General features: G+C 69.7%; 20 protein-coding genes. 5 read left to right on the top strand and 15 right to left on the bottom strand.

Annotated features, from left to right (window positions below; translation table 11 throughout):
* Window positions 1-22: 22 nt before the first annotated feature.
* Window positions 23-1,393, bottom strand: coding sequence for a sugar transferase (locus RWP81_RS06630; protein ID WP_314453844.1), 1,371 nt, complete (start codon window positions 1,391-1,393; stop codon window positions 23-25).
* Window positions 1,394-1,847: 454 nt separating this feature from the next.
* Here RWP81_RS06630 and RWP81_RS06625 point away from each other — a divergent pair, with 454 nt between their 5' ends.
* Together RWP81_RS06625 and RWP81_RS06620 are read left to right on the top strand one after the other, a co-directional pair.
* Complete coding sequence (locus RWP81_RS06625; protein WP_055959222.1) at window positions 1,848-2,123, top strand: helix-turn-helix domain-containing protein; 276 nt, start codon at window positions 1,848-1,850, stop codon at window positions 2,121-2,123.
* A gap of 34 nt (window positions 2,124-2,157) precedes the next feature.
* A complete protein-coding gene (locus tag RWP81_RS06620; protein WP_314453839.1) occupies window positions 2,158-2,568 on the top strand; it encodes a hypothetical protein in 411 nt (136 codons plus the stop codon).
* 16 nt (window positions 2,569-2,584) lie between these two features.
* On the opposite strand, the gene tatC is transcribed toward RWP81_RS06620, so the two are convergent.
* Window positions 2,585-3,316 (bottom strand): twin-arginine translocase subunit TatC, encoded by a 732-nt coding sequence (tatC, locus tag RWP81_RS06615; protein ID WP_314453836.1) that lies wholly within the window; start codon window positions 3,314-3,316, stop codon window positions 2,585-2,587.
* A gap of 62 nt (window positions 3,317-3,378) precedes the next feature.
* Window positions 3,379-3,630 carry a twin-arginine translocase TatA/TatE family subunit gene (gene tatA, locus RWP81_RS06610; RefSeq protein WP_399540558.1) on the bottom strand — a complete coding sequence of 84 codons (252 nt, stop codon included), beginning with the start codon at window positions 3,628-3,630 and terminating at the stop codon, window positions 3,379-3,381.
* A gap of 198 nt (window positions 3,631-3,828) precedes the next feature.
* On the opposite strand from tatA, the gene RWP81_RS06605 reads away from it, so the two are divergent.
* A complete protein-coding gene (locus RWP81_RS06605) occupies window positions 3,829-4,491 on the top strand; it encodes a hypothetical protein (protein ID WP_314453833.1) in 663 nt (220 codons plus the stop codon).
* A 283-nt stretch (window positions 4,492-4,774) separates the two neighbouring features.
* Here RWP81_RS06605 and RWP81_RS06600 read toward each other — a convergent pair whose 3' ends face one another.
* The 6 genes from RWP81_RS06600 to RWP81_RS06575 all read right to left on the bottom strand — a co-directional run bounded on the left by RWP81_RS06600 (window position 4,775) and on the right by RWP81_RS06575 (window position 10,948).
* A complete protein-coding gene (locus RWP81_RS06600; RefSeq protein ID WP_314453830.1) occupies window positions 4,775-5,230 on the bottom strand; it encodes a VanZ family protein in 456 nt (151 codons plus the stop codon).
* Between the two features lie 46 nt (window positions 5,231-5,276).
* A complete protein-coding gene (locus tag RWP81_RS06595; RefSeq protein WP_314453827.1) occupies window positions 5,277-7,283 on the bottom strand; it encodes an AarF/UbiB family protein in 2,007 nt (668 codons plus the stop codon).
* Between the two features lie 22 nt (window positions 7,284-7,305).
* Window positions 7,306-7,485, bottom strand: a complete 180-nt coding sequence (locus RWP81_RS06590; RefSeq protein WP_314453825.1) for a hypothetical protein — start codon at window positions 7,483-7,485, stop codon at window positions 7,306-7,308.
* Between the two features lie 104 nt (window positions 7,486-7,589).
* Window positions 7,590-7,814, bottom strand: coding sequence for a hypothetical protein (locus RWP81_RS06585; protein WP_055959202.1), 225 nt, complete (start codon window positions 7,812-7,814; stop codon window positions 7,590-7,592).
* A 285-nt stretch (window positions 7,815-8,099) separates the two neighbouring features.
* Window positions 8,100-9,425: a UDP-glucose/GDP-mannose dehydrogenase family protein gene (locus RWP81_RS06580; RefSeq protein WP_314453822.1), complete on the bottom strand. Its 1,326-nt coding sequence runs from the start codon at window positions 9,423-9,425 to the stop codon at window positions 8,100-8,102.
* Window positions 9,426-9,499: 74 nt separating this feature from the next.
* Window positions 9,500-10,948, bottom strand: a complete 1,449-nt coding sequence (locus RWP81_RS06575; RefSeq protein WP_399540559.1) for a sugar transferase — start codon at window positions 10,946-10,948, stop codon at window positions 9,500-9,502.
* A 362-nt stretch (window positions 10,949-11,310) separates the two neighbouring features.
* Between RWP81_RS06575 and RWP81_RS06570 the strand changes: the two genes are divergently transcribed.
* A complete protein-coding gene (locus RWP81_RS06570) occupies window positions 11,311-12,408 on the top strand; it encodes a PIG-L family deacetylase (protein WP_314453817.1) in 1,098 nt (365 codons plus the stop codon).
* Between the two features lie 6 nt (window positions 12,409-12,414).
* Here RWP81_RS06570 and RWP81_RS06565 read toward each other — a convergent pair whose 3' ends face one another.
* From RWP81_RS06565 to RWP81_RS06555, 3 genes are all read right to left on the bottom strand, one after another.
* Entirely contained in the window at window positions 12,415-12,633 is a 219-nt protein-coding gene (locus RWP81_RS06565; protein WP_314453814.1) for a three-helix bundle dimerization domain-containing protein, read from the bottom strand.
* Window positions 12,634-12,642: 9 nt separating this feature from the next.
* Window positions 12,643-13,167 (bottom strand): YbhB/YbcL family Raf kinase inhibitor-like protein, encoded by a 525-nt coding sequence (locus RWP81_RS06560; RefSeq protein ID WP_314453811.1) that lies wholly within the window; start codon window positions 13,165-13,167, stop codon window positions 12,643-12,645.
* 75 nt (window positions 13,168-13,242) lie between these two features.
* Window positions 13,243-13,524 carry a hypothetical protein gene (locus RWP81_RS06555; RefSeq protein ID WP_314453808.1) on the bottom strand — a complete coding sequence of 94 codons (282 nt, stop codon included), beginning with the start codon at window positions 13,522-13,524 and terminating at the stop codon, window positions 13,243-13,245.
* A 230-nt stretch (window positions 13,525-13,754) separates the two neighbouring features.
* Here RWP81_RS06555 and RWP81_RS06550 point away from each other — a divergent pair, with 230 nt between their 5' ends.
* Entirely contained in the window at window positions 13,755-14,831 is a 1,077-nt protein-coding gene (locus RWP81_RS06550) for a PIG-L family deacetylase (protein WP_314453805.1), read from the top strand.
* A gap of 111 nt (window positions 14,832-14,942) precedes the next feature.
* Here RWP81_RS06550 and RWP81_RS06545 read toward each other — a convergent pair whose 3' ends face one another.
* From RWP81_RS06545 to RWP81_RS06535, 3 genes are all read right to left on the bottom strand, one after another.
* A complete protein-coding gene (locus RWP81_RS06545) occupies window positions 14,943-15,362 on the bottom strand; it encodes an organic hydroperoxide resistance protein (RefSeq protein WP_055959174.1) in 420 nt (139 codons plus the stop codon).
* Between the two features lie 37 nt (window positions 15,363-15,399).
* Entirely contained in the window at window positions 15,400-15,879 is a 480-nt protein-coding gene (locus RWP81_RS06540) for a MarR family winged helix-turn-helix transcriptional regulator (protein ID WP_314453801.1), read from the bottom strand.
* An 82-nt stretch (window positions 15,880-15,961) separates the two neighbouring features.
* Window positions 15,962-16,161: transporter associated domain-containing protein (locus tag RWP81_RS06535; protein WP_314453798.1), on the bottom strand; the 200-nt coding region annotated here is incomplete at its 5' end.

Here is a 16,161-nt window from a genome sequence, read left to right as displayed (position 1 = left end):
CGCGCCGGCGCCTTCTTCGTGCTCAGTGCGCGGTGCCGCCCGGGGCCAGCACCGCCTTGAAGGTGCGGAGCAGAATGACGATGTCGCCCACGAGCGACCAGTTCTCGACGTAGAAGAGGTCGAGACGGATGGCGTCGTCCCAGGCCAGGGCCGATCGACCGCTGACCTGCCACAGTCCGCTCATCCCCGGACGAACGATGAGGCGGCGGTGGGCGTCGTCGTCGTAGAACTCCACCTCGGCTTCACGCTGCGGACGGGGACCGACGAGGCTCATCTGACCTCCCAGGACGTTGAACAGCTGCGGCAGCTCGTCGAGCGAGAACTTGCGGAGCCACCGTCCGACGGGCGTGATCCGGGGGTCGTTCTCCACTTTGAACAGGGGGGTGCCGTCCCGCCCCTGCTCGCTGAGCAGCTGTTGCAACCGGGAATCGGCGCCGTCCACCATGGAACGGAACTTCAGCATGCCGAACCGACTGCCGCCCTGACCGACGCGCTCCTGGCGATAGAGGATCGGCCCGGGGCCGGATGCGCGCACGAGGACGGCCAGCGCGGCGAAGATCGGCGCCAGGAGGACCACGAGCACACCCGCCCCCACGATGTCGAAGGCGCGCTTCAGGACGCGTTGCGTCATCGAGTACTGCGGGGTCTCGATGTGCACCAGCGGGAGCCCCGCGACGGGACGGGTGTGCAGTCGGGGTCCGGCAACGTCCGTGAGGTTGACGGCGACGATGAGGTGCTGCCGGCCCGGGTCGAGGCTCCAACCGATCCGGCGGATGTCGTGCGCGTCGACCACGGCGCCGCCGGAGACGAGGACGCTGTCGGCGTCGAGGTCGTCGAGCCTTCGGCGCAGGTGGCGGGCCTGCTCCTCCGACCACGTCGAGCCGAACTCGGCGCGGTCGAGGGTGTGGACACCGACGACGTGGAGTCCCGCCGACGGCTGACGAGCGAGCTCGGTGGCTACCCGCGCGTTCTCCTCCGCGCTGCCGATGAGCACCACCCGCGCACTCATCGAGCCGCCTCGCCTCCTGCGAGCCAGCGCGCTCCGACACAGGAGCCTGCCGACGATCAGCGCGATGGAGCCGAGCGGGAGCCCGATGAGGAAGTACCCGCGGGACAGTTCCGCACCCGTCAGGTACGCGACGATGGCCACCAACCCGAACAACTGCACGGACGCGCCGACGACGAGCCGGTACTCGGCGACGCCGTACCCGACCACGCGGGCTTGGCGGGTACCCCAGAGCGACAGCGCAGCCATCCACGCGATGGTGAGTCCGACCGAGACGGTCGAGTACGTGAACGGCGAAGAGGCGACAGCGACGGGGTGCGGGCCGAGCCACAGGACCTGGGTGCCGAGAGTGACCGCCGTCACGACGACGGCGTCCACGACGGTCACCCATCGCGCGTACCGACGCTGCCAGGGAGATGCGCGGGGGCGGGGGTGGGGGGTGACGCTTCTCGACTGCTCAGGTGAATCGATGAGTGAGACGGATGTGCTCATGTGTGCTCCGTGGTCGATGCCCGTCGGATGTTCACGAGACCGGCGTCCGGGGTTGGACGCAGCGGTGGGCGCGGGCACTCTCTCATCGCTCCGCCCGGGTCTTTCGGATCGGGATGACCGCGGGGACGGGGTGAAGCATCGCGCGACGGCTTTTCGCCGTCAGGTGACCGGCTTCTCGGAACACCCGCGTGGACCGCGGGCGAGCGGCGTGCGGACACGATCGCCCCCGCCCTCACCCGCCTGTGGCGACCCCTCACCTCAGGCGGGGGCGACGTGCGATGGGGTCGTGGCGTCGGTGAGGAATGTTTACATGTTCATGTGAGAGTGGGTGGGCCTGCAAGCTGGACCGATGAGCGACGAGCCCGACCCCTGGAACGACTTCGCGCGCGAGCTCGGTGCCCGGATGCTGCGCGCCCGAGCCGAGAAGCGGATGTCGCAGGAGCAGGTGGCCCATGCCGCAGGTCTCGCGACCTTCACCTATCGGAAGTTGGAGAAGGGCGAGTCGAACCCCGGTACGGCGGCGAACCCGAGACTGCGCACGCTCGTGGCGCTCGCCGACGTGCTGGGCGTGCCGCTTCGAGAGCTGATACCGACTCCCCCGCAGGGGCTTCCTCCCGCGCACTGACCGCGATGTCGGAGGTTGGTTGTTCACTTCTTACGTGCCCACCGATGTTCGGGTCGTCGTCGCGTACGACGACCCCGCGAGAAAGGTGTCAGGCATGAACGAGGGACTCTCCACCGACGGCGTCGACCGCGTGCGGTGTATTCACCGGTGGTGCGTCACCGAACACGGCGCCACGGTGCACCCCGACGACGAAGATCACCGCAGCGCGGGCGTCGCACTGACGGTGAGGGCCCGCAGGGCGGAGGCGCGCGGTCCCGGACGAGAGACTGAGCTCGAGCTCGGCGTGCTTCGCCGCGCGGGGGAGTCCGAGACCTGGATCGTCATCGAGACGGGGATCGGCGCATCGCTGGCGCTGACCCGTGACAGCGCGCCGCTCCTGCTGCGCCGGCTGGGCGACCTGATCGCGCACGGCGGGGTCCTCGGTCTCGACGGCGACGAGCGCTGAGCCGGCTCCGCGCAGCTCACTCCGAGGAACGGGAGCGACGCGCTGCTCGTCGGTCGTGCACCCACGTCCACGCCGCCGCGCCGACGTAGAGCACGCACAGCGGCAGCGCGATGATCCCCATGCTCATCAGGTCGGCTGGGGGAGTCACAGCCGCAGAGAAGACGACGATCACGACGAGCGCGACGCGCCAGCCCCGCACGACGCTGCGGGCGCTCAGGACGCCGACCGCGTTGAGGGCGATGATCGCCAACGGCGAGACGAAGGCCAAACCGACACCGACCACGAGCTTGAGAAGGAAATCGAAGTACTGGCTCGCGGTGAGCATGGTCGTCGAGCCCGAGGGGGCGAACCCGGCCAGGAGCTCGACGATCTGCGGCACGATCATCCAGCCGAAGTAGGCACCCCCGAGGAACAACGGCACGGCCAGGCCGACGAAGGTCACGCCGGTGCGTCGTTCGCGCGACGTGAGCCCGGGTACGAGGAACGCCCAGGTCTGAGCGATCCACACCGGCGATGCGAGCACGATACCGACGGTCATGGCGATCTTGAACCGCAGATCGAATGCTTCGCCGATACGGGTGAAGTTGAGCCCCGTCATCGAGGGGCCGTGCACATGGGAGAGCGGGTCTGCGGCGGCCGCGATGAGGGCGTCTGACAGAGCGAAGCCGACCACCCCGCCGATCACGATGGCGATAGCGGCGACCGCCAGGCGTTTTTTCAACTCAGACAGATGGGACAGGAGGGGCATGGCCCCTCCTGTCCCATCTGTGGGACGCCGCTCGCGCGGACGGCGAGCCCTCTGCGCCCGCGTCACGTCGTGGTCGACGACCCGGGCCGGGTACGGTCCGGGTCTGCGGGTGCGGTGGGCTCGTCTTCACCCGTTGACGCGGCGTCTTTGGTCTCGGAGCGGAGGATGCGCACCGACTCGCCGACGCTCTTGGCCAGTCCGGGGAGCTTCGCAGCGCCGAACAGGAGCAGGACGACGGCGAGGATGAGGAGGAGGTGCCAACCGGAGAATGCGTTCCCGAAGATGCCCATGACGACCTTTCGTGTGGGGGTCAAATTCCCATGTTCGGCCGGACGCACGGGCATCCGTCGAAGACGACCGCAACCTCGCCCGTCGACCTCCGGCATATCACCCCGTGGAGCAGGAGCGAGTGTCGATCGCCCACGGACGGTGGCCGATGGGGCATCGGTTTGACTGGGCGCTGAGGCGACCGTCGCACGGAGGGGGTCGCGCTGTCGGGAGAGGTAACCGTGGTGGGCAATCGCATCGTCGTCGTCTGTACGGCCAACATGATCCGTTCGCCCTTCGTCGCCGGGCTCATCTCGTCACGCCTGGCGGCGATGACCGACGACCATCTCAGGGTCGAGAGCGCCGGTACGGCGGCCCGGCCGGGCGACGAGGCGGCGCCCGAGGTCATCGACCTCGGGCGCACCTACGGGCTCGATCTCTCCACTCATCGCACGCGTCGGCTCGACGACGGCGTCCTCGCGACCGGCGACACGGTGTTGTGTGCGGAACGCGCCCATCGCAGGGTGGTGCTCGATCTGCGCCCCGATCTCCTCTCGAGCGTGTTCACCGTTCGAGAGTTCGCGCGTCTCCTCGATGACGAGGCCGTGCAAGATGCCGCGTCCGATTGGACCGGACTCGTCCGGGCGGCGTCGAGGGCGCGTCTGGCCGGGCGGGTGACGGCGGACGAGGTCGACGACGTCATCGATCCCGTCGGCAGGCCGCAGCATGTCTGGACGGAGTTCGAGCGCCAGGCAACCCAGGCCGTGTCGACGATCCTGGGGGCCCTGGCGGGATTACCCGCACTCGGATCCCCGGCCGAGCCATCGCAGAGCGTTGCCGGGACACGCCGCGAGTATCGGACCCGCCATGGTGTGCCGTCGAGTCGCCGCGCGGCGCGGAGGGGTTGAGATGTTCGGCATCGAATTCGACAAGCTCATCTTCGTCGGCGTCCTCATAGGGCTGATCGTGGGACCCGCGCGCCTCATCGAATGGCGCCGGAAGGTCCCGCGGATGGTCGGACGCGTGCACGCGCTCTACCAGCAGGGCAGAGCCCAGGTCACTCGCGACCTCGACGATATGGCCCCCGATTGGCGCGAATACGATCCGCGGCAGCTGCATCCCCGACGCATCCTGCGCGAGATCGGAGCCGACGTGCGGAAGGTGACCGAGAGCGACGGTGAGCGGGTGGCGTCAGACTCGCCGGCGGGTGAGCCACCGGTTGAGCCACCCGCGCACGCTGGCGACGAGCAGAGCCGCCGTGAGGCTGCCCGCGGCGTTGGCGACGACGTCGAAGATGCTGCTGACGCGGGCCGGCAGGAGGAGTCCCTGGGCGATCTCGACGAGAGTCGGAACGACCCAGGCGGTGACCAGCACCGCCCAGGCGTGCCGCGGCACGAGGGGCGCGAGGAGGCTGCCGAACGGAAGGAAGAGCAGCACGTTCAAGCCGAAGTCCACCTCCCGCCCGTTGGCGGAGGGGAAGAGTCGGAACGCGAGGCGGAAGACCAGGTCCGCGTGACGGTCGAGATGGTCGGGCCACAGAAGGACGACCGCGAGGACGACGAGGTAGACCGCCGCGGCGACGATCCCGAGCCGGGCGACCGTCGTGGCGGTTCGACGGTCTTCGGAGGGCGAGGCGACGGTAGGCACGACACACCGTAAGCAGTGCCCGCGCCGTCGCCATACCGGACGCGGTTCAGTCGCGACGGGTGAAGCCGCGGCGCACGATTCTGAGCAACCCGAGGAAGCCGAAGAGTCCGACGACGGCGCCGAGGACGGCGAAGAGGGTGATCGACCCGCCCAGGACGGGACCCCCGCCCGCGATGACCAGGACGACGGCGATGACCACCGCGGCGATGGAGACGAGCGTCGATGCGATCTCGCCGGTCGCGCGCGCCAGGATGCCGCTGACGTCGGAGCCGTCCTGTCCGCGCAGGGTGATGCCGATCGAGCCCTTCTCCGCTCCGGTGAGGAGGGCGTCGAGTCGACGGGGGACCTGCTCGAGACGCGCGAGGGCGATCACGGATTGCGCCTGGAGGTCGGTCGCCATCCGCGAGAGCGACAGGGTGCGCCGCAGCAACGTGGGCATCAGCGGCAGGGCACGACCGGCCATGTCGAAGTCGTCGACGAGTACCCGCAGGCATCCCTCGAGGGTGGCGAAGCTGCGGAACGCCGAGGCCAGCTCGCCCGGAAGGGCGATGCGGTGCTGTCGGATCACGTCGACCATGCGCGTGAAGATCGATCCATGTCCGGTCGTGCGCAAGTGCTCGGTCGTGAGGACGACACCCACGTCGTGGCGGAAGGCATCGAAGTCGAGATCGTCGGGGACATCGACGATGAGCAGCAGCGCATCGGCGGCGGCGACGTCGTTCTCGCTGAGTGCCGCCAGCAGCAGGGCGGTCAACTGCTGGCGCCGACTGCGTTCGATGATTCCGACGGCGCCGAAGTCGATCATCCCGAGGGTCCCGTCGTCACGCAGGAGCACGTTGCCCGGGTGCAGATCGGCGTGGAAGACGCCGTACACGAGGATCTGTTCGATCACCGTCGACATCAGCACCTGCGCGAGACGGTCTCGTTGCGTGGCATCCATCGCCGACAGTCGGTCGGCGGAGTCGCTCAGTGCCGCGCCGTCGACGAGCTCCATCGTCAGCACCCGCTGATGCGACGCGGCCGGGAAGACACGGGGCGCGGTGACCACACCGCGACGGCCGGGTTCTGCGCGGTCGATCTCGTCGAGGGTCGCTCCGATCATCGATGTGTTACGTGCTTCGATGCGGTAGTCGAGCTCCTCGAGCAGGGTGGCGGTGAAGCCGCGTGCGACGGCCTCCAGCCGCAGGTCGCGCCCGACACGGGTGCGCGCCTCGGCCCGGTGCGCCAGGCGGCCGATGATGTCGGCATCCGCTTCGACCTGGGAGCGCGCCGCGGGGCGCTGCACCTTCACGACCACGCGAGTGCCGTCCAGAAGGCGCGCCCGATGAACTTGGGCGACGGATGCTGCGGCGAGGGGAGTGGGGTCCACATCGGCGAAGACCTCGTCGATCGAGGCTCCGAGGTCCGCCTCGATGACCTGGCGCACCGTGGACCACGGCAGCGTCGTGGCGTTCGTCTGCAGGGTCGCCAACGCGCTGAGGTAGGGCTCGGGCACGAGGTCACGGCGGGTGGAGAGCACCTGGCCGAGCTTGACGAAGCTGACTCCTGCGTCGTTGATCGTCGCCACGATGGCGTTCGCGCGCTCCTCGGACGTGCTCAGCTGCTCTTCGACCCGGGAGCGACCGCCGTGGAAGAGCCAGCCCACGCCGTGTCGCGAGGCGATGGTGAGGATCTCGAGGTAGCGACGCGTGCGCTTGCGCTGACGCAGCGCCGCGCGGACCAGGTCGATGGGATTGGGTAGTGCACGCGTGGGGAAGATGGCCTCGCTCGCGACCAGCGCCGCGACGCCGAGGGCGAAGACCCAGGCGAGTGAGAGGGCGACGAGCCCCACCCACAGCCAGACGTCTTGGGCGGGGATCGTGTCTCCCGCCGCCGCCAGACCCGTCTGTCTCAGGGTCCACGCCGCCGACGGCACTCCCAGCACGAACACGAGAAGACCGACCACGATACTCCGCGGCCACCCCACCGCCGTGCCGATGATGCGGCGCGCGACGAAGCCGACGAGCACGGCCGAGACGACGGCGGAGATCGAGATGAGGATGCTGGCGACCACGGGGTCAGCGTAGCCGCCGCGGTCAGCCGATCACGGCGAGTGCGCAGTCCGGACACCGCCACGCCAGGGCACGGCCCGCCTGCCAGGGCTCGCAGGTGCGCATGCATCGAGGGCAGTGCGGGGCGAAGCCGGCGGCATCGTCGACGAGGTCGTCGACGTCGCCGGCCCCGCAGACGGAAAGGGGGATCGGGATGATGTCCATGGGTCTCCTCGGTGTGACATGCACATCTTGACATGCGCATGCGGAAGCCCTCGGAGGCTATCCACAGGGTGCGCGCAGCGCGCGCACCCTCGCTCAGACCCGCCTCAGTGGCGCAGGTCGCGGAACGTCTTCTTCGCGCGCTTCTCCGCCGCCGCCGCGGCCTTCTTCGCGGCCTTGTGGCGGCGCTTGCGGGCACGGGGGTCGTTCCACAGGCGGACCACCTGATGTCCCACCGACTCCCGGTTCTTCACCTGGACCCTCGAGGTGCGGGTGCCCACCACATAGGCGATCAGCGCGACGGCGCCGACCAGGATGATCTTGTTGCGCATGGCATCCTCCGTTCGGACGAGGGGGTCCCGTTCGCCGTCTCCACCCCGATCGGGGTGGCGGAGGGGGCTCGTCACCTAGGAGACGTGTCGAGACGGCGATTCGTCACGCCGCCCGGCGTCATCCTTTCGCCGGGCGAGGCAGCGGTCGAACGGGCCTCGAGATGCTGCCGGCCACCGAGAGTCCTCCGGCCATGGATTTCGGCCACGGGCTGTCGATGCACCCCGCTCGCCACAGGCAAGACGCCCCGACCGAACGGTCGGGGCGTCTCGTCGAGGGCGCATCGGTCAGGGGCGACCCATGCCGAAGTAGGTCCAGCCCGCTGCGCGCCACGCGGCGGGGTCGAGGCAGTTGCGGCCGTCCACGACGACGAGCCCGCGAGCGAGCGACGCCGCGTGCTCGGGGGAGAGCTCGCGACGGTATTCATCCCACTCGGTCACGACGATGACGGCGTCGGCGTCGCGCAGGGTCGCGTCGAGGTCCTCCTCGTAGGTCAGCTGCGGGTGGATGCGACGCGCGTTCTCGATCGCGGCGGGGTCGGTCAGCGTGACGCGGGCACCCAGACCGTGCAGGCGCACGGCGACGTCGAGCGCGGGAGAGTCGCGGATGTCGTCACTGTGCGGCTTGAAGGCTGCGCCGAGTACGGCGATCTTCTTCTCGAACACGCTGCCGCCGAGCGCGTCGGTGGTGAGCTCGACGGCACGATCGCGCCGACGCAGATTGATGGCGTCGACCTCGCGCAGGAAAGCGACGGACTCGCCGCGGCCGAGCTCCTCGGCGCGGGCCGAGAAGGCGCGGATGTCCTTGGGCAGGCACCCGCCGCCGAAACCGATTCCCGCGCCCAGGAAGCGTCGCCCGATGCGGGCGTCGTGGCCGATGGCATCGGCCAGGGTCGTGACGTCGGCGCCGGTGACCTCCGCGATCTCGGCGATGGCGTTGATGAAGCTGATCTTGGTCGCCAGGAACGCGTTCGCCGACACCTTCACCAGCTCGGCCGTGGCGTAGTCGGTGACGATGAAGGGCGTGCCCTTGGCGATGGAGGGGTGGTAGACCTCGCGCAGCACCTGCGCCGTCCGCTCGCCCTCGGCGGTCGGAGCGCCGTTCTCGGTGGGCACGCCCGCCACGAGGCGGTCGGGGTCGATGGTGTCCTGCACGGCCCAACCCTCGCGGAGGAACTCGGGGTTCCACACCAGGGTGGCGCCCCGCTCGGCCACGCGGGGAGCGAGGCGAGCGGCGGTGCCGACGGGGACCGTGGACTTGCCCGCGACGATGTCGCCCTCGCTGAGGTAGGGCAGCAGGCCGTCGATGGCGGCATCCACGTAGGTGAGGTCGGCTGCGTGCCCGCCGGCCTGCTGCGGTGTGCCGACGCCCACGAAGTGCACCTTCGCGCCCTGCGCGGCAGCCATGTCGGTGGTGAACGACAGTCGACCCGACGCGATGCCCTCGGTGAGGATCTCCTGCAGGCCGGGCTCGAAGAAGGGCGCCTGGCCCTTGGACAGGACGGCGATCTTGCGCTCATCGACGTCGATGCCGACGACCTCGTGACCGATGGATGCCATGGCCGCGGCGTGCACGGCCCCCAGGTAGCCGCAACCAACTACAGACAGACGCACGATGGAAGCCTTTCGGAGAGGTGTCATCCCCGCGCCGACGGTGCCGGCGCGCGGGGTGGGAGGGGACGGAAGTATTAAGCGGCGGTCTCGCCCGGCGCGAGAGCGGCACGAGCGGTCCTACCCAGGATGACGAAGTCGCCGAGCAGGGTCCAATTCTCGACGTAGGACAGGTCGAGTCGGACCGATTCCTCCCAGGACAGCGACGAGCGTCCACTGACCTGCCACAGACCGGTGATGCCCGGCTTGGCCAGGAAGCGCCGGTGCACGTGATCGGCGTAGACGGCGACCTCCGAGGGAAGCGGAGGACGCGGGCCGACCAGCGACATCGAGCCCCCGATCACATTGAACAGCTGGGGGAGCTCGTCGAGGCTGTACTTGCGCATGACGCGACCGATCGGCGTCACTCGTGGGTCGTTCTTCATCTTGAAGAGGACCTCGTTGCCCGAGTCGCGCTGCTGCTCGGCGAGCTGGGCGAGCAGCTCCTCGGCGTTGACGACCATCGATCGGAACTTGATCATCGTGAATTCGCGCCCGCGGAAACCCACACGCGTCTGCCGGAAGAAGATCGGACCGTCGCTGGAAAGACGGACCGAGAGCATGAGGAAGACCAGGAGCGGGCTCAACAGTGCCACCCCCACCAGCGCGGCGGTGAGATCGACCGTGCGCTTGAGGAAGCTCTGGCCCCGGGAGAACTTCGGGGTCTCCACGTGGATGAGGGGGAGACCGGCGACCGGACGCGTGTGCAGGCGGGGCCCGGCGATGTCGACGATGCTCGGGGCGAGAACGAGGTGCTGGCGCCCGGCTTCGAGGCTCCATGAGATCTGCTTGACCTTGTCGGCGGGCAACTCGTCGGCGCTCGTGACGGCGACCGTATCGGCCCCGGTGACCTCGAGGGCGCGGGAGACGTCTCCCACGTGACCCATGACCGGGATCTCCGTGCCGGGGATGACATCGGCGATCTTGCCGTTCGGCACGCAGGCGCCGACGACGCGATAACCCGCGCTGGGCGTGCGGGCGAACTCGCGTGCCAGCTGGGTGACCGAGGTCAGGGACCCGACGAGCAGGACGTTGGCGGAGTAGCGCCCCTTGGACCGCTGCACGATCAGCCACTTGCGCCACACCCACCGGGTGAACAGAAGGACGGCGATGCCCAGTGGCAAGCTGATGAGGAGATATCCGCGGGCGATGTCGATCTGCGTGAGGAAGGCGATGATGGCGACGGTGCCGAAGAGGCGGAAGCTCGCATCGGCGATCCGGACGTACTCGGCGGAGCCGGTGCCGATCACCCGGTCGCTCCGCGACTCGACGAAGGCCAGGGCCCACATCCAGGTCACGACGAGGATGGCGGAGAACGCCCAGTAGGACAGGTCGGTGATCCGCCCGTCGTTTCGTGCGGCCAGTTGCGCATTACCGAGACCGAACCAGAGCAGCTGCGTGCCGTAGACGACCCAGGCGAGCGACAGGAGGTCGGTGATGACCAGGGCCCGGCGGTACGTGCGACGCCACGGATCGCGGCGGTACATCGGAGCGGGACGATCGGCCGTGAGCGGCGTTGTCGTCGTCTCGGCGACCGGCGGGTGCGACCCCGCCACCGATGCGCTTCCCCGAAGGTCCACTGTCACGACCTGTGCCTCCCCCCGATCGACCTGCGTCGATCCCACCTCGCGAACACTAACAGGCCAATGTCACCCGCAGATTCACCCGTCGGATGTCTTCATACGCCCGAAACGTGAACGGGAAGCACGTGGTGAGCGGTCGGCAGCGACGCATTCGCTCCTCCCGACGGACTTCCCCTACACTCGGGCGCGCGTCGGCTCGGCTCGACCGGCGCGGAGTCCCCTCCCGCGGGGGTCAGCCGTGTCCGACGTCCGTGAAAGGGGCACCCATGTCGCGCGCCTCCGTCCGTAAGAGACGTGCCCGCCGTCGACGCCGGTCGGCCGGCGTCATCGCGGCCGTCGTCATCGCCGTGGTCGTCACCGTGGCGGTCGCCGGCATCTTCTCCTTCGCCGTCCTACGGCCGGACCCTTCACCGGTGTCGACACCGGCGACGCCCTCGCCGTCCTCCTCGGTCGCGCCCACCCCGACGGCGTCCCCGACGCCCTCTCCGACAACGAGCGCGGCCACCGCACCGGCACCTGAGCCGCCCGTCCTGCCGGCGGCTCAGGGATGCGACGGCGCGACCACGGTGATGAGCGTCTGGGCGCACCCCGACGACGACATCATTTTCGCGAACCCGACCATCTCCGACGCGATCGGCGCCGGCGACTGCGTCCGGACGGTGTTCGTGACCGCCGGCGACGCGGGCAAGGGGATGCGTTACGTCGAAGCGCGCGAACTCGGCATCCTCCGCGCGTACAACGACATGCGAGGGACGCAGGGACTCTGGGACACCACTGATCTCACACTGACCAGTGGCGCCCACGTGCGCCGCCTGACCCCGACGGGCGACCCGCGCGTCTCGGTGATCTTCCTCCGCCTGCCCGACGGCAACATCACGGGCGCGGGGTTCGCGAACACGGGCTTCGCAACGCTCGGCCAGCTGTTCGACGGCGGCATCCCCGCCCTCTCGCCGATCTCGGGCGGCGCACCCGTATCGCGGGACCAGCTGCTGGCCACCGTGCGCGAGCTCTCGACGGGGTTCGCACCCGGACGCGTCCTCACCCACATCCCGCGGGGGAGCGCCTTCGCTCCTGGTGACCACCCCGATCATTCGGTCGTCGGCAGCGTCGTACGCGAGGCCCTCTCCTCAGACCCGGCGGTGAGCCCCGGCATCCGCTACCTCGTGGGCTACCCGTCGGCCGATCTGCCGCGCAACCTCGAGGGGGCGGTGCTGGACGCGAAAGTCGACACCTACCGCATCTACACGCAGCAGGACGAGGTGATCCGTTGCGCCGATCGCACCGCGTGCCTCGGGACACGAAAGTTCGGCGAGTGGTTGCGGCGCTCGTACCCCAAGACCGAGGCGGAGCTGCAACTGCGCTGAACGCGGTCAGCCCTGATCGAGTGTCTCCTCGACGGCCGCGCGAGCGTCGCGCTCGGCGATGATCTCGACGAAATCCTTCACGGGCGCGTCCGCGTAACGGTCCACGGCGACGACGGCCTCGCCGTGGACGACGTCGGGTGATGCCCCCGGGAACCTCGCGGCGACGCGCTCCTCGACGCCGGCGACGGTCTGATCCTTGTCGAAGCCGTCCGTGCGTTGTGTCATGACTGCTCCTCAGTGCCGATAGGTGCCGTGCACGATGGCTCGGCCCAGGGTGGTGAAGGCGAGGGCGAACGACGCCGCTGCGGGGGTGGCATCCGCATCGATGCCCAGAGTGTCCTCGCCGACCGCGTGCACGACGAAGAAGTAGCGGTGGGGCTGGTCGCCCTGCGGGGGAGCAGCGCCGAGGAAGCCGGCCCGGCCACCGTCGTTGCGCACGTGGAAGGCGCCCTCGGGGAGCGGCGCCGAGGCGGCACCGGTGGGCAGCTCTCGCGTGTCTGCGGGAAGGTCTACCAGCACCCAGTGCCAGAAGCCGCTCGGCGTGGGGGCATCGGGATCGAAGCACGTCACCGTGAAGGACCTCGTGCCGTCGGGGACGTTCGACCAGCGCAGGTGCGGCGAGGTGTCGCCCTTGTCGGCGACCTGCGCGTCGTCGAGCGGCCGGCCGTCGACGAGGTCGTCGCTCGTCACGTCGAACGCGGCCACGGCGGGCAGGAGCGGGTACGGATCGGGAGTCTGCGGGCGGGTGAGATCGACCATGCACCGCACACTAGGACGCTCTGGGGGACCTCGGCAGGGCTTGCTCCACCCGACACTGCCGGGTAATACAAGCGCTCAGTCGACGAGCGCGAGGAGCGAGCGCGCCGCGTCGTGCGACCCCGTGGGCGTCGGGAGCCCGTAATCGTGTTCGACGACGTCGCGGAGCTCGGCCGCCAGATGGTCGACCGAGGGGTGGATGCCGAGGGCGTCGAGGACGGGGATGATCAGGTCGTCGTACTCGTCGTCGGGCCAACCAGGACCGATGTGGTGAACGCCGATGGGGTCCCACTCGTTGAGCACCGCGCGAACGCGGAGAGCTACGGGCGTCAGTGACCGCGGCGGTGAGGAGATCTGCATACGGCGAGTGTCACGACTGACCTTAGGTGCCCGCTGAGGATCACCGATGCGTGGGGTGCGGACCTCCGCGTCGGCTCCCGCACCCGTCGGATGATCGACTCACCCGACCCCCGCGGCGCGCGGCGTCGCGTCCGGGGAGGAGCGTCGAGCGCGATACCGTCGAAGGGCGTCCACGGGCGCGACATACCCGAAATCCGTCGCCGGGGGGCGCATCACAGGACGGAGTCGCCGTGAGTGACATCGACGAGCCTTCGCATGGCGACGGCGATGGCGACGGTGCGGAGGGCGCAGGACGGCGGCGTCGCGCCATCAGTCGCCGCGCCCTGGTTCTCGGGGGGATCGCCGTGGGGGGACTCGCCGCACTGGGCGGGGGCGCGCTGGTGTACCGCGACATCCGCCGGTCCGCCGGTCCGGAGGGCGCGTGGGTGAAGCTCGCCCCGATCGTCCCGTCGCCGGGCGCACCGCCGCGCGAGACGTCGCCCGCGTTCGAGGAGCCGGGAGAGAACACCACCGTCGCCGTGTGGGCGCACGCCGACGACGACATCATCTTCGCCAACCCCCACCTCGCGGGCGTGATCGCATCGGGGGCCACCCTGCGCACGGTCTTCGTCACGGCCGGGGACGCGGGGCGCGGACTCGCCTACGCGCGGCAGCGGGAGGCCGGCATCCGCGCGGCCTACGACCTCATGCGCGGCAGCACGGCGGCCTGGGACACACGGGAGATCACCCTGCTGAGCGGAGCCCGTGCGACCCGGTTCGTGCCCGTCGACGACGCCCGCCTGTCCATCACCGTGCTGCGCCTGCCCGACGGCAACCTCAGCGCCAAAGGGTTCCCCAGTACGGGTGACGCGGGACTGACGCAGCTCATCAACGGCACCGTGCCGGTGCTCCGTCCGATCGACGACGGGCCGGCTCTCGACGCGAGCCGCTTGGCCGACACCGTCGCCGAGCTGATCCACGCCGGACGCCCCGATCACGTGACGACGAACATCCCGCACGAGAGCGTGTTCGCTCGCGGAGACCACCCCGATCACTCCTGCGTCGGCTCGCTGGTGCGAGCGGTCGCACCCGCCGTCGAGGTGCCGGCCGATGCCATCACGTACTACATCGGATATCCGTCGCAGCATCAGCCGGTCAACATCGAAGGCGATGTGCTGGCCGCCAAGGTGGACGTGTACCAGACGTACGCCGCGGAGGACTCCGTCGTCACGTGCGACGACGCGTCTGCGTGCCTGTCGCAGCCCGGTTTCGGCCAGTGGCTGCGTCGCTCGTACGGCAAGGCCGAGAGCGAGTTGCAGCTGCGCTGACCGGGGACGTATGCAGCGACGCCGCCCGCAGAGCGGACGGCGTCGGGGTGGTGCGACCGGGACGGGATGCGATTCGTGGGCTCAGCACCCCGCCCCGGTGTCGAGGGGAGGTCAGTCCTCGGAGACCGTGACGGTGACCTCGATGTTCCCGCGCGTGGCGTTGGAGTAGGGGCAGACCTGGTGGGCCTCGTCGGCGAGCTGCTGGGCGAGCTCGGCGTCGATGCCCGGGAGGACCACCTCGAGCAGCACGGCGAGCTGGTAGCCGCCCTGACCGTTCGAACCGATCTGCACGCGGCCGCCGACCGAGGAGTCCTCGAGCGTGACCTTGTGTCCACGGGCCACCGCGTGCAGAGCACCGTGGAAGCACGCGGCGTAACCGGCGGCGAAGAGCTGTTCGGGGTTGGTGCCCTGACCCGAGCCGCCCATCTCCTTGGGGGGAGCGACCTCGAGGTCGATGTAGCTGCCGGCGGTGACGTGGCCGGTGCGGCCGTGGCCCGTCGAGACGGCTTCGGCGGTGTAGAGGGCTTCCATGGGGTGTCCTTTCGAAGGGCGGTTGGGGAGGGGGCGCTCACGCCGAGGGGCGCGGAGCGCCGACGGAGGCGAGCACCGCGTCGGGGTGATCGCGGAGATCTTTCATCGCATCGGTGAGACGGTGCAACGCATCGATGAGCTCGCGAGCTTCGTCGGCGTCGGCGAAGCCGGAGCCGACAGCGATACACCGCGGCACGTGCGCGAGTTCGTCACGCAGCGCTGCGCCGCGTTCGGTGAGGGTGACGGTGACGATGCGCTCGTCGCGGGAACCACGGGTGCGCGTGACGTAGCCCGCGGCTTCCATGCGCGCGAGCATCGGCGACAGGGTGCCGGAGTCCAACTGCAGGGCCTCGCCCAGGCTCTTCACCGTCTGCTCGCCATCGGCCCACAGGGTCACCAGGGCGATGTACTGCGGGTACGTGAGATCGAAGGGCTCCAGGAGCACGCGGTAAGCCTGGGTCGTGGTGCGGTTGGCGGCATACAGCGCGAAACACACGAGGGCATCTACAGCGGGCACGACGAAAGTATTGCACACAATTTAGTTGTGCACAATCTTTCTTCGATTCGCACGCTCCAACGGGCTGCCGCGACGGCTCCCGTCAGCCGCCCTCCGCACGCTCATCGTCGGCGCCGGATTCATCGAGGGGATGCCGGGTGACCAGCAACTCCGCAACGCGTCTGCGCTCGACGGCGCTCACCTGCAGCGTTGCACCGTCGACCTCGACGGTGTCGCCGGCTCGGGCGAGGCGCCCCAGCCGCTCCACGACGAACCCGCCGACCGTGTCGGCCGCGCCGCGCG

Source organism: uncultured Microbacterium sp. (genome assembly GCF_963521695.1).
Taxonomy (GTDB): Bacteria; Actinomycetota; Actinomycetes; order Actinomycetales; family Microbacteriaceae; genus Microbacterium.
This window is presented reverse-complemented; position numbering and strand designations above follow the sequence as displayed.